This is a genomic window from Flavobacterium sp. UBA5153 (assembly GCA_002413745.1).
Taxonomy (GTDB): Bacteria; Bacteroidota; Bacteroidia; order Flavobacteriales; family Flavobacteriaceae; genus Flavobacterium.
Window position 1 is genome coordinate 37,489 of sequence record DHXP01000009.1, and the last position, 14,812, is coordinate 52,300.

General features: G+C 34.3%; 9 protein-coding genes. 7 read left to right on the forward strand and 2 right to left on the reverse strand.

Features of this window, described 5'->3' with window-relative positions; all coding sequences use genetic code 11:
* Positions 1-113: 113 nt before the first annotated feature.
* The gene (locus B2145_RS01795; RefSeq protein ID WP_291097511.1) at positions 114-908 is read right to left on the reverse strand and encodes a gluconate 5-dehydrogenase; all 795 of its coding nucleotides are present in this window, start codon (positions 906-908) and stop codon (positions 114-116) included.
* Between the two features lie 17 nt (positions 909-925).
* Positions 926-1,768 carry a 5-dehydro-4-deoxy-D-glucuronate isomerase gene (gene kduI, locus B2145_RS01800; protein WP_291097513.1) on the reverse strand — a complete coding sequence of 281 codons (843 nt, stop codon included), beginning with the start codon at positions 1,766-1,768 and terminating at the stop codon, positions 926-928.
* A gap of 579 nt (positions 1,769-2,347) precedes the next feature.
* On the opposite strand from kduI, the gene B2145_RS01805 reads away from it, so the two are divergent.
* The 7 genes from B2145_RS01805 to B2145_RS01835 all read left to right on the forward strand — a co-directional run bounded on the left by B2145_RS01805 (position 2,348) and on the right by B2145_RS01835 (position 14,783).
* The gene (locus tag B2145_RS01805; protein WP_291097515.1) at positions 2,348-3,661 is read left to right on the forward strand and encodes a BNR repeat-containing protein; all 1,314 of its coding nucleotides are present in this window, start codon (positions 2,348-2,350) and stop codon (positions 3,659-3,661) included.
* A 17-nt stretch (positions 3,662-3,678) separates the two neighbouring features.
* On the forward strand, positions 3,679-4,902 hold the full coding sequence (locus B2145_RS01810) for a glycoside hydrolase family 88 protein (RefSeq protein ID WP_291097517.1): 1,224 nt from the start codon (positions 3,679-3,681) through the stop codon (positions 4,900-4,902).
* Between the two features lie 607 nt (positions 4,903-5,509).
* Positions 5,510-8,548: a SusC/RagA family TonB-linked outer membrane protein gene (locus B2145_RS01815; RefSeq protein ID WP_291097519.1), complete on the forward strand. Its 3,039-nt coding sequence runs from the start codon at positions 5,510-5,512 to the stop codon at positions 8,546-8,548.
* Positions 8,549-8,575: 27 nt separating this feature from the next.
* Positions 8,576-10,249 (forward strand): RagB/SusD family nutrient uptake outer membrane protein, encoded by a 1,674-nt coding sequence (locus B2145_RS01820; RefSeq protein WP_291097521.1) that lies wholly within the window; start codon positions 8,576-8,578, stop codon positions 10,247-10,249.
* Positions 10,250-10,495: 246 nt separating this feature from the next.
* On the forward strand, positions 10,496-11,404 hold the full coding sequence (locus B2145_RS01825; RefSeq protein ID WP_291097523.1) for a glycoside hydrolase family 16 protein: 909 nt from the start codon (positions 10,496-10,498) through the stop codon (positions 11,402-11,404).
* A 12-nt stretch (positions 11,405-11,416) separates the two neighbouring features.
* Complete coding sequence (locus B2145_RS01830; protein WP_349677737.1) at positions 11,417-12,622, forward strand: glycoside hydrolase family 43 protein; 1,206 nt, start codon at positions 11,417-11,419, stop codon at positions 12,620-12,622.
* Positions 12,606-14,783, forward strand: a complete 2,178-nt coding sequence (locus B2145_RS01835; RefSeq protein WP_291097525.1) for a family 43 glycosylhydrolase — start codon at positions 12,606-12,608, stop codon at positions 14,781-14,783. Before B2145_RS01830 ends, B2145_RS01835 begins: the two co-directional genes overlap by 17 nt.
* Positions 14,784-14,812: the final 29 nt, after the last annotated feature.

A 14,812-nucleotide genomic window follows, 5' to 3' on the forward strand; every position in this document is an offset into this window, starting at 1 on the left:
AAGTCAAACCCTTTATTTTTAAACGTACACATTTTTTAGGATAGAGTCAGTTATTTTATTATATCAGAATGTCTTAGTGGTGATTTTCATATTCTCATAAAATAATTAAAGTTTTAACACTCATTGGATGGTTTTCCTATTGTTGCCAAAATACCTCCATCAACGTAAACAATATGACCATTAACAAAGTTACTTGCTTTTGAGCTTAAGAAAATAGCGGTTCCTTGTAAATCGGCAGGATCTCCCCAGCGACCAGCCGGAGTTCTGCCTATAATGAAATCATTAAAAGGATGTCCGTTAACTCTAATAGGTGCTGTTTGGCTGGTTGCGAAATATCCTGGTCCAATTCCATTGGTTTGAATATTGAATTTAGCCCATTCAGTTGCCATACTTTTGGTCAGCATTTTTAGTCCCCCTTTTGCTGCGGCGTAAGCACTTACTGAATCTCTACCCAATTCACTCATCATGGAACATATATTGATTATTTTTCCAGAACGTCTTTCGATCATTCCCTTAGCCACATATTTAGAAACAATAAATGGCCCTATGAGGTCAACTTTAATGACTGCCTCAAAATCTACAGTCTCCATTTCGATAATAGGAATTCTTTTAATAATGCCTGCATTGTTAACCAAAATATCTATTGGTCCCACTTCTTTTTCGATTTTTTCAATAGCGACCTTTACCGCAGCATCATCTGTGACATCAAATAAATAGCCATAAACTTCAATACCTTCTGACTGATATTCTTTAATTGCCGCGTCAATACTTTCCTGTGAAGAATGCCCATTAATAACAATTTTAGCTCCTGCATGGCCAAGACCTTTTGCAATTGACATTCCTAAACCATGAACGCCTCCAGTAATTAATGCAGTTTTGCCTGTTAAATCAAATAAGTTAATTGACATAATTATTGTTTTTAAATTTATTTTAATTCGTTTATTTTACAAAAATCCATATCACCATAGTCTAAGTTTTCTCCTGCCATTCCCCAAATAAAAGTATAATTACTTGTTCCGGATCCAGAATGAATAGACCAAGGGGGAGAAATTACGGCTTCATTATTAGCCACCCATATATGCCTTGTTTCTTGCGGTTCCCCCATAAAATGACATACAGCCTGATCTTCGGGAACCTCAAAATAAAAATACACTTCCATTCTTCTATCATGTACGTGTGCGGGCATAGTATTCCATACGCTCCCGGATTTCAACTCAGTCATTCCCATTTGAACTTGACAAGTTTCCACTATACTATTTACTATTAATTTTCTGATTGTTCGGGCATTTGCAGTTTCCATAGAACCTAGTTCTACAACTTCAGCATCTTCTAGGCTTATCTTTTTAGTCGGAAAAACTTTATGGGCAGGGGTGGAATTCAAATAAAACTTCGCAGGGTTAGTAGCGTCATCACTATTAAAAATTACTTCCTTATTCTCTCTTCCCACATATAAGGCTTCTTTATAGTCCAAATTGTATTTTTTTCCATCAACAGAGACAGAACCACTTCCTCCAACATTAATAATTCCCAACTCTCTTCTCTCTAAAAAATAGTCTGATTTTAAAGGGGCAAAAGTTTCCAATTTTAAAGAAGACCGGACTGGTACAGCACTGCCTGCAATGTATCTGTCATAATGGGTATATACCAAATTTATCGTATCAGGTTCCATCAGATTTTGAATTAAAAACTCCTCACGCAATCTTGCTGTGTCATACATTTTAACATCTTGAGGTGAAGAGGCATATCGCACTTTTAAATTATTTGTCATAACTATATTTAACTAATTATCAGTATCTTAAGTTTTTATTAAAAACGTTTACAAAAATACAAAAAAAAATTAACAATACAATCGATTGTATTATGTGTATTCAAACTAATTGATTTTTTTAGGGATTGTATTTTTGCTTTATTTCAATATATAGATTGTTAGTATGAAGGGGATTAAATTTTATTATTTCTCAGAAAGTGTTTTTCATGCTCAACTCATAGAAAACGGATTGTAATATTATCAAATTTCGAAGACGGTCGTTTCATTCCTAAAGGCTCCCTGAATTCTGGAAAAATCATAATTGGTTTTTTTATATTTATCAACCCGTTGAGAATAATCAAATAATTTTGGTTTATTTAAATGTTTTATATATTTTTGTGCAATCGATTGTAATAATTCAACAAAAGTATATTGAAATAACTGAGGATTTCCTAAGTAAGAATATTTTTTCGTATTCCTACTATAAGCAAATCTGAAAAGAATGGGTTGGTTATGACCAATTTCTTTATGTTTGAAAACTGTTGAAATTAAGAATCAATATTCGAGATTAAAAAAAAATGATATTTAATTTATAATTTAATGAAAAAAAATAAAATATTTACATGGTGTTTGTGTGGTTTGTTATTATGCTTGTCAGCATGTACTACAACAAAAATTGTGCACACAAACATTGGATATGGATGGAATAATAATTCTGTAAACACAGTTAAATTTCGAAAAAATGCTTTAACTACGTATGGTCATTATCAGTTTACGGCCTATTATGATGAAAATAGTTGTCTCATTCTTGGAAAACGAAAAATAAATTCTTCAAACTGGGAAAAAGTTAAGACCCCTTATAAAGGAAACACAAAAGATGCCCATAATGACATTAGTATAGCTGTTGATGGGGATGGGTTTTTACATGTAAGTTGGGATCATCATAACACGACACTTCGATATGTGAAAAGCAAAGCGCCATTAAGTTTAGAGCTTGGAGCAGAACAACCCATGACGGGTATAGAGGAGCGAACAGTATCCTACCCTGAATTTTATAATTTGCCTAATGGGGGTTTGCTCTTTTTTTATAGATCAGGTGCTTCGGGAAAGGGTAATATGGTGATTAATTCCTACGATTTAAAAAATAAAAATTGGACTCAATTGCATAATAATTTGATAGATGGGGAAGAAAATAGGAGCGCATATTGGCAGGCTAGTATAGATAAACAGGGGGTCATTCACCTTTCATGGGTATGGCGAGAAAGTTGGGATGTATCTACCAATCATGATTTATGTTATGCTCGGTCTAAAGATGGTGGCATAACTTGGGAGAAATCTACGGGGGAAAAATATAAACTACCTATAACGGCCGCCACTGCTGAATATGCTTGGAAAATTCCTCAAAAAAGTAGCTTAATCAATCAAACAGCAATGGCTGTAGATAAAAACGGGAATCCTTATATAGTAACCTATTGGAGTGAAAATGAAATTCCTCAATATCAAATTGTCTATTTAGATAAAGGACATTGGAAAAAAATAAATACTGGATTCAGAAAAACTCCTTTTTATCTTGGGGGTGGCGGCACTAAGCTGATTCCTATATCAAGACCTGATATATTAATTAATGACAAGGGAAGCGAACCATTATTATACATTCTTTTTAGGGATGAAGAGAGAGGAAATAAAATATCATTAGCCTATAGTAAATTGACAGAAAAAATCAATTGGAAAATAGTAGATTTAACCGATACTTCAATAGGTCAATGGGAACCAAATTATGACATCTCACTCTGGGAAAAGAAAAATAAATTGCATATTTTTTCGCAAAATGTCAATCAAATTGATGGGGAAGGATTAGCAAAAACACCACCCAGCATGATAAGTGTGTTAGAATTAAATAATTTACCAAAATAGTTTATAAAAAAATAATAATGAAGAAATACTTTAATCAAATGTTTTTACAAAAAAGTAAACAAATAAGGAAAAACCTAATTCTTTGTATGGGTGCCACTTTGCTATTTAGTTCCTGTGCTGTAAATAAGAAATTAGAAAGTCAGGTTGATAATACGCTTAATCGTGGAATAAGTCAATATAGTTATTTGATGAAAAGGTTGCCTAATGAAGGATACCCAAAAACCTATTATGCAGACAAAGATAAATTAGAAACCAGTAAATCAGGATGGTGGTGCAGCGGTTTTTATCCAGGTACGCTTTTGTATTTAGATGAAGCAGCCAATAAACCAATATTTAAAGGGGAAATAGATAGGGTTTTGCAAGATTTAAAAAGGGAGCAATATAATACAAAGACACACGATCTTGGATTTATGATGTTTTGTAGTTTTGGAAATGCCAATCGCTTAAATCCAAATCCTGAATATGCGGAAATATTAATGAACAGTGCAAAATCATTGGCCTCACGTTTTAATGAGACTGTTGGTTGCATTAAATCGTGGGATTCTCCTGACGATAGTTATCTGGTAATAATAGATAACATGATGAATTTAGAACTCCTTTTTTGGGCGAGTGAATACAGCGGAGATAAGAAATATTATGATATTGCCGTAAAACATGCAAACACCACTTTAAAAAATCATTTTCGGGAAGATCATAGTTCCTATCATGTCATAAATTACAATGGTAAAACCGGTGAGATAAAACAAAAACGAACCGCCCAAGGAGCTGCTGACGAATCCGCATGGGCAAGAGGCCAATCGTGGGGATTGTACGGTTATACGGTGATGTATAGAGCCACAAAAGATAAAAAATATTTGGACCAAGCGGTTGCTATCGCTGAATTTATTTTAAATCATCCTAATTTACCGAAAGATAAAGTACCCTATTGGGATTTTAATGCGCCAAATATACCAAATGCTTTAAGAGATTCTTCTGCGGGAGCTATTATAGCTTCTGCTCTATTGGAATTAGATGCTTATGTTGATAAAGACTTGTCAAAAAAATATTTTACAGCTGCTAAAACTATTTTAAAAACATTAACATCTGATGAATACATAGCCAAAGAAGGAACTAATGGAGGCTTTTTGTTAAAACACGGTGTGGGAAGTCTGCCTGCAAATTCAGAAATAGATGTGCCTTTAACTTATGGAGACTATTATTTAGTAGAAGCTATGTTAAGGTACAAAAAACAAGTAAAATAGATAAAGATCTATAGTGCCATAAATTTAAGATTTTATAAAAAGCTTAAGTAGTCATTTTTAATTTGAATTTGGTTAAGCCTGTGAAGTTCATTTCACAGGTTTTTTTTAAAGTTTGATTAATGTTTTAATGGGCGGAATACGAAATATATTTATGGGAATAAACTTCTAAGTAAGACATAAATATAATCCTATATATGAATATGTTTAAATCGGGTTTAACCTAAAAAGAAGCCGTTTTACTTTAGAAAAAAATGCAATAGAACAACACTATAATTAAAAAAATTAACTTTATAAATGCTGACTAATTAAATTATAGCAGTTTTTTTTCACATTCATAAAAAATAATTAACTTTTTTTTAGCATATATAAAAAAATAGAATATATTTGTGCAATCGATTGCCGTCATTAAATGTAAAAACCACATTTAATAAAGTGATTTTTGATGGAACAAACTAACCGAACCTAACCAATAATTTATGAAATATTTTAAGCCAATGACGTAAAAAACTTCACCATTAAATTTATCTTATAAAAAGATATTAAAATCTACAACTAATATAATAAGGTAAGCAGACTTTATTAGTATAACAATAAAATTTAACCAAGTATGAAAAACTTTATTACCATAAACAAAAAACATTTTTATGATTTGGGATTTGACTTAAAAAAGAAACTTACGCTACTTTTTTTATTTGTTTCTTTATTTCAAATTCAAGCGAACACGATAAGTGTCACAAAACTAACCAAAGAAATACAACAGCAAAAAACCATTAGTGGAGTAGTTACTGATGAAGGGGGATTGCCGCTTCCAGGCGCAACCGTTATCGTAAAAGGAGCCACAAGTGGGGCTATAACTGATTTGGACGGTAAATTTATATTGACAGTAAATGATAATGCAAAAACATTATCGGTATCTTTTATAGGTTTTGAAACTATGGAAGTTTCAATTGGAGTTAAAACGGTATTCAAAATAACCTTAAAAGCATCTTCCGAAAGTTTACAGGAAGTGGTGGTTGTAGGTTATGGAACGCAAAAAAGATCAGATATAACAGGTTCTGTTGTGTCAGTATCAAAAGATAGACTTTCAAATTTACCTGTTACCAATTTATTGCAGGCAATAGAGGGAACAACCGCAGGGTTAAAAATTTCTCAAGGTTCTTCCGTACCGGGTAGTTCCGCATCGGTACAAATTAGAGGCGTGAATTCTATCAATGCCAGTGGTAGCCCATTAATTGTTATGGATGGTGTTCCCTTTTTTGGTTTAACCAATGACATAAACTCTAATGATATAAAATCGATAGAAGTGCTTAAGGATGCTTCTGCAGTCGCTATTTATGGAACAAGGGGATCCAATGGTGTAATTCTTATCACTACCAAAAGAGGGAATGACACAGATGGAAAACCAACCATTAAATATAGTGGATATGTTGGTTTTGAAAGTATTGCCCATGCATTAAAACCAATGGGGACTGAAGCCTATGTGCAAAAATATGCAGATTTTTTGAAAGCTAATGGTCTTAGCCAAGCTACAGTTTTACCAAATTCAGAAGAGGTAAAAAATTATAATGCCGGCATCACTACCGATTGGCTAAAACAAGCTACCCAACCTGGCCAGGTTCAGGAACACAATATCAGTATCGCTAGCGGAACTGACAAATTTCAATATTTTGTTTCTGCTTCCCATCTCAATCAAGACGGTGTTGTAAAAGGATATCAATACAAAAAAACAAGTTTCCGTGTTAATGCAGATTCCCAAATTAATGACTATTTAAAAATAGGAACCTCCGCGTTCTTTACTGAAAATAATTATGATGGAGGAAGAGTTAATTTCTTGGAAGCGGCAGCTATGAGCCCATATTCTGTACCATACGATGAAAATGGGAATTATAATATATATCCTATGAAGCCGGAACAGTTATATTTAAATCCACTTTTGGGTTTAACCAAGAATATAATAGACAGGGGTAGAAATCTAACGGGTTCAACTTATGCGGAAGTTACTCCTATTAAGGATTTGAAATACCGTATGAATGCCTCTTATACCTATAATTTAGGTCGTTATAATAGCTACACAGGAAGGCAAGCTAATGATCAAAGTGGTACTGCAAATGTTTCAAACTCGGAAACAACTAACTGGGTAGTGGAAAACATTCTTACCTATACAAAGGATTTTAACAAACATCATATTGATGTGACGGCTTTGTATAGTTCCCAAAAAACAGATTATTTTAGTACATCAGGAAAATCTGTAACGTTTTTGAATGACGGCTTGTCTTTTTATAACTTGGGAGCGGGCACAACCCAATCTACAGGTTCAACAGGGAATGGATCTTCGTTATTGTCTCAAATGGGAAGAATTAATTATTCGTACAATAGTCGTTATCTAATGACAATTACCGCTCGAAGAGATGGATATTCTGCATTTGGTAAAAATACCAGCAAATATGGTTTATTTCCTTCTGTGGCTCTTGCATGGAATATTAAAAACGAAAGTTTTTTAAAAGATTTAAATTATGTTAATGATTTAAAACTGAGACTTTCTTATGGGCAAACCGGGAATCAGGCAATTGGGGTAAATCAAACTGCCACTACCGCCAGTGCCGTTCAATATCCTTTTGACGGGACAGCTTTGACGGGTGTGTTGTATAACTCTTTGGGGAATGCCAATCTTAATTGGGAAACTACGACATCTGCCAATATTGGCTTAGATTTCAAAGTCCTTAACAACAGAATCAGTGGTACTGCAGAGGTGTATAAATCAACAACCAAAGACATATTACTAAGAAGAAATCTTCCAACTATAACAGGTTATAACAATATCTGGAACAACCTTGGAAAAATGCAGAATATAGGGATTGAGTTAACATTAAATACAGTGAATGTTGACACAGGTGATTTTAAATGGCAATCTAACTTTAATTTCTCTACCTATAAAAACAAGGTGCTTGAATTATATGGAGATGGTAAAGACGACATAGGTAACAGATGGTTTATTGGAAAGCCACTGGGAGTTGTTTATGATTATGAGAAATTAGGAATTTGGCAAGCAGGAGAGGAAGCGACTATTGCTTTGGTTGATCCAGTGGCAAAACCGGGAGACCTTAAATTTAAAGATCAAAACGGAGACGGTAAAATTACTTCAGCCGATTTGATTATTCGCGGACAAACAGCTCCCAAATGGGTTGGTGGAGTAACGAATACTTTTAGTTATAAAAATATTAGTTTGAGCGTTTTTATTGAAACCTCTCAAGGCGGATTGAGAAGTAACAAGGATCTTACCTATGCAGATGAAGCCGGTAGACGAAATTTGCCGGCAGATTTTAAATATTGGACTCCTGAAAACAAAGATAATTATTGGCCTTCACTCTCAGCTTATAAAAACTACAGAGGATACCAGTTTGCTGAAGACTACAGTTATATCAGAATTAAAGATGTAAGAGTAAGTTATGTCTTGCCTAAAGCTAAATTGAATAAATTTGGGATTAAGGAAATGACGGTATATGCGGTTGGAAGAAACCTTTATACATTCACAAATTGGTACGGTTGGGATCCTGAAATAAGCTATGATTCAAGAGGGGCTGGGAATTGGACAAATAATTATCCTCAGGTTAGAACAATTTCTTTAGGTCTTAACATATCGCTTTAATAACATTAATTAATACTTAAAACCGAAATGAAAAAACATATAAAATATTTAGTTAGCATCAGCAGCTTAGTGTTTGCATTAAGTGGATGTAGTAATTCCTTTTTAGATGAAAAGGTATTGAATTCTTTTGCCCCAGAATCATTGAATGACAAATTAGGCTATGAAGCGGCAGAAGTAGGTCTTTATAATAAGTTTAGTACTTTCTACACCACCGATAATGATCAAACATATATTGGTGCGTGGAATTTAGGAACTGATATATTGTGGGCTCCGGCCGGTAGATCAAACGGAGTGGCTCGTCCCTTTTTTGATTATGCCCAGATGACATCTACAGATGGGGGTTCGTCTAGAGTTTGGTCTTATCTGTATGGCATTATAAATAATGCCAATATATTGATAGCAAACGCAGAGGGTACCAGTTCAGTGGGAATGACTCAACAAGAGAAAGATGCATACAATGCAGAGGCTCGTTTTTTTAGAGCCTACTCATACAATATGCTTGCCACTTTATTTGGGGGAACTCCATTAATCACCCAACCTTTAAGCGGTGCCAAGACAGATTTTGTTAGAGCTCCTATAGCAGACGTGAATAAAACAATCGAGGACGATTTACTTTTTGCGATTGCAAATCTTCCGGATGTTGATGCATTAGCACATAAAGGAAGAGCACATAAAGCAATGGCGCAACAACTTTTAGCAGAAGTGTATTTACGTATAAACAAGCCAGATCTTGCAGAAAAACAATGTAATGATATTATTAACAGCGGGAAATTCAGTCTTATCAAAAACAGATTTGGGGTCAAAGCCGGACAACCCGGTGATGCTTTTTCGGATATGTTTGTCTCTGGAAATCAACGAAGAAAACAAGGAAACACAGAAGCTATTTGGGTTTTGGAGCAAGAAAATCCTGTGGACAAAGTTGGTGGAAGTACTGGTAATCCTCAACAACGTAGAAATTGGGTAGGTGCTTATTATGACCTTCCGGGAATGCTCCCAATTGACTCTCTTGGAGGTAGAGGTATTGGAAGAATTAGGTTGGATAATTGGGTGCTTTACGGCCTTTATAAAGGAAATGATATGCGTAACTCTAAATATTCTATACACCGTCAGCATTATTTTAATAACCCGGCTTCTAAGTATAGTGCCGTGTTTGGAAAAAAATTCCCATATAGCCAGGATGCCGTATTTACTTTGGCGGATGGTAGTACTCTAAAAACATTTGCAAGCGACACAATATTTAGAAATGCACCTTACATAACGAAATGGAATCAATTTGATTCAAGGGATACTTTTGGATATGGTATGTGGAAAGATTTCATCCTCATGCGTTTAGGCGAAACCTATCTTTTGAGAGCTGAAGCCCGATTGAAACAAAGTAATTTTGCAGGTGCCGCAGATGATATTAATATTCTCCGATCCAGAGCTAATGCTCCAGCTGTAACAGCCAGTGACATTACATTAAATTTTGTATTAGATGAAAGAGCAAGAGAGTTAATAGGGGAAGAGAATAGACGAATGACCCTTGTTAGAACAGGTACATTAGTGGAAAGAGCCAGAAGATTAAATGGTACTGCAAAACTGGCAGGCGGTAACATTGAAACAACAAATGGGCTACAGGATTATAACGTTCTTTTGCCTATTCCCCAAAGTGAAATTGATCTTAATAAAGATGCAAAATTAGATCAGAATCCTGGGTATTAAAAAACACCTATAGGAATTATTTTTAATTTTGAAATAGAGAAATAATTAAATTTGGTTTAAGCCTGTGAAGTTAACTTCACAGGCTTTTTTATTATTATAAAGTTTAATTAATTTAATTGTCCCGAGAATATGAACCATTTTATTAATAGAAAAGTGAATTCAGTTTTTCATAAAATTTAATCTATTTTTTTCAGTGGATGTTAAAAAATAGAATATATTTGTGCAATCGATTGTCTTTTTTAAATAATGAAGAAATTCGATTTAGAATGGTTTAACGGATTATTTGGTATGATAAAAAGTAAAGTATTTCCGAATTATGGATTCTGGATTTCGGTAATTATACTGGCAATTACCTTTGGTTGTGCCACAAAAGAAAGTAGACCTTCAAAAATGGAAGGATACCAACTGAAGTGGAATGATGAATTTAATGTTGACGGAGTTCCGGAGGAGAAAAACTGGAATTATGAATTAGGATTTGTTAGAAATATTGAAAATCAATGGTATCAAAAGGAAAATGCCTATTGCAAAAAGGGATATCTTATAATAGAAGCCAAAAAGGAAAGTAGAATAAACCCAAATTTTGTATCTTATGACCATAAAGATTGGCGTAAAAATCGGGATTCCATCAGAGTTACCTCTTCTTGCTTAATCACTAAAGGAAAACATGAGTGGAAGTATGGCAGATTTGAAATGAGGGCAAAAATTCCGGTAGCAAAAGGGATGTGGCCAGCATTCTGGACTTTGGGAGTCAAAGGGGATTGGCCTGCTAATGGAGAGATTGACATCATGGAATATTATAGAGGGAAAATATTGGCAAATGTTGCGTGGAAATCAAATGCGGGGACAACTGCATGGGATAGCAAAACTGCTCTACTCGAAGATTTTAAAAATGATTCTTGGGCCAATGAATTCCATATTTGGAGAATGGATTGGGATGAAAACTCGATTAAATTGTATGTGGATAATCAATTATTAAATGAGACTGATTTGAAAGACACATTTAATAGTGTAAATCAAACCATAATCCCATTTCAACAACCCCATTATTTGTTAGTCAACCTGGCAGTAGGTGGGACTGAAGGAGGAGAAACAGCAGACAATAGTTTTCCTTCAAAATATGTTATTGATTATGTAAGAGTATATCAAAAAAAATAAAATAATTTTTAGATGTTCAAATTTTATAGTTTCAAAAAAGCCGGTTTACTTGGACTCAGTTTACTAGGTTGCTTGTTTTTTATGCAATGTAGCGTCAACAAAAACAGCAATAATTATTCCTTTATTCCTGGCGAAAAATGGAATGACACAGACGGTGTGCATATCAATGCGCATGGAGGAGGGATTCTATTTGATAAAGGGAAATACTATTGGTATGGAGAATATAAAACTTCCGGTAGAGCGGGTAATACAACATTATTTGGTGTAAGTTGTTACTCTTCAAAAGATCTTTACCATTGGAAAAATGAAGGAATTGTATTAAATGTTTCCGAAGATGCCAACTCAGAAATAACAAGAGGTTGCGTGATAGAACGCCCCAAAGTGATTTTTAATAAAAAAACCGGGAAGTTTGTTATGTGGTTTCATTTAGAGTTGAAAAATCAAGGATATTCGGCAGCCAGAACAGGAGTAGCCGTGAGTGATTCTCCTAAAGGACCTTTTGAATATATAAAATCGTATCGTCCCAATGCAGGTATTTGGCCAATACACTTTAAGGAAGAATTAAAATCAACTTCTACGGAAGAAAAAAGTTTAAAACCTTGGACAGAGGAATGGAAAGAAGCAGTAAAAAAAGGATTGTTTATACGTAGAGATTTTGATAAGGGACAAATGGCAAGAGATATGACCATTTTTGTGGACACGGATGGAAAGGCGTATCATATCCATGCTTCCGAAGATAATCTTACCCTTCACATTTCGGAACTTACAGATGATTATTTGGGCTTCACTAATAAGTGGACTACCATTGCTCCTGCCGGACATAATGAAGCTCCCGCTATTTTCAAACAAGAGGGTGTTTATTATATGATTACTTCAGGATGTACGGGATGGGATCCCAATGCGGCACGATCTTTTAAATCAAAATCGATTTGGGGACCATGGGAATCTTTGGGAAACCCCTGTATAGGTGAAAATGCCAATCTTACATTCAATTCACAAAGCACTTATATTTTGCCAATACAAGGTAAAAAGGATTCGTTTATTTTTATGGCAGACAGGTGGAAACCCAGCGACCCTATTGACGGGAGATATGTATGGTTGCCTATTGAAATTAATAATGGTAAACCCGTTTTAAAATGGTATGATAGATGGAACTTAGAAATTTTTGATAAAAAAACTAGAAGAAACAACTTTTTTAAAAATGAAAAAACAAAATAAAAAGAGCTTTATACTTTTATTTCTTTATTTATTAACAATAAGTTTTACCGCATGTAAAACACAGAATGCCGTCGTGGATAAAAATCAATATGAATCCTATTTATTTACCTATTTTATAGGAAATGGACCCGGACAGGAATCAATACGATTTGCTTTAAGTAAAGACGGGTACAATTATTATGCGCTTAATAATAATAATCCTATCGTAAGCTCTGAGAAAATCAGTTCTTCGGGCGGTGTACGTGATCCACACATTTTGAGAGGGGAAGACGGAAAAACATTTTATATGGTAGTAACGGACCTTTATGTACCAAAGGATGGTTGGTCTAACCATGCCATGATTTTAATGAAATCTACAGACTTAATTAATTGGTCATCAACAATCATAAATATTCCACAAACTTTCCCGAAAGAATTTGGAGGAGTAAACCGTGTATGGGCACCACAAACAATTTATGATAATCAAAGTAAAAAATATATGGTTTACTGGTCTATGCGTACCGGGAATGAACCGGATAAAATATACTATGCTTTCGCAAATAAAGATTTTACGGGTTTGGAGACAACGCCCAAACAACTTTTTTATAGTCCTTCAAATAGCGCTTGTATAGATGGCGATATTATCTATAAAGAAGGGAAATATCATCTCTTTTTCAAAAACGAAGGGGAAGGTAAAGGTATTATGAAAGCGGTGTCAGATAAATTGACCGAGGGTTATGTGCAACATGATGGGTATATGAATCAGACCAATGAGGCTGTGGAAGGGTCAAGTATTTTTAAACTGATCAATTCAGATACGTACATTCTAATGTACGATATATATAAGAAAGGAAAATACCAATTTACTAAAAGTACCGACCTTCTTAATTTTTCGGTAATTGATGATGAAATATCCATGAATTTTCACCCAAGGCATGGTACAGTAATTCCAATAACAAAAAAAGAAACGGAAGCGCTAATCCATAAATGGGGAACTATTGATAAAAATGCAATCCTCTCTTTTAATTCAGAAAACATTAAAAAGGGCAATGTGGTCATAGATGATGAAAAGAATACTATCTACCTTCCTGTAAAACAAGACACTGATTTAAAGAATTTTAATCCAAACCTTGAATTGGTTTCAGGAGTTACTTCTTCTCCAATTCTATCCCAGGACTTTTCTGAGAAGGCAATAAACTATACCCTTTCCATTAAAGATAAAGAAACAAAAACATACGAAATTACCGCTAAAGTAAATAATAATCCCGTGTTAGAAGGGTATTATGCAGATCCGGAGATTATCTATTCCAACAAAACAGGAAAATATTATTTGTATCCAACAAGTGATGGTTTCTCGCATTGGTCAGGAACTTATTTTAAAACATTTTCATCATCTGATTTGGTTCATTGGAAGGATGAAGGAGTTATTCTTGATTTAAAAAAGGATGTGAGTTGGGCTTCTAAAAATGCTTGGGCCCCAACCATCAGTGAAAAACTAATAGATGGAAAATATAAATATTTTTATTATTTCGCTGCCGCACAAAAAATAGGAGTGGCCGTTTCTGACAATCCCACAGGACCATTTGTGGATTCGGGGAAACCTTTAATTTCAGAAAAACCTAAAGGTGTAAAAGGTGGTCAGGAAATTGATCCGGATGTTTTTACAGATCCTGTTACAGGTAAAAATTATTTATATTGGGGAAATGGTTATTTAGCCTGTGCTGAACTAAATGACGATATGGTTTCCATAAAAGAAAATACCATAAAAGTGATGACGCCTGATACTACTTTTAGAGAAGGTACTGAAATATTCTACAGAAATGGGAAGTATTATTTTCTATGGTCCGAAAATGACACTCGTAGTGAAGATTATCGTGTAAGATACGCAACGTCTGATTCTCCTACAGGAATACTGACAATTCCTGAAAATAATTTAATTCTGGCAAAAGATCCCGAACTGGGAATATATGGGACAGGGCATAATAGTGTTATTCAAATTCCCAATAGTGATAAAGCTTATATCATTTATCATCGTTTTAGCAGACCCAATGGAATTAAAATGGGTAATGCAGCAGGTTATCACAGAGAAGTTTGCATCGATAAGTTAGAATTCAATGCTGATGGCAGTATCAAACCAGTAAAGCCAACACTTGCAGGAATTCATCCAATACAACCCAATTAAAAAAACCTAATCACTAGAATATAATATTT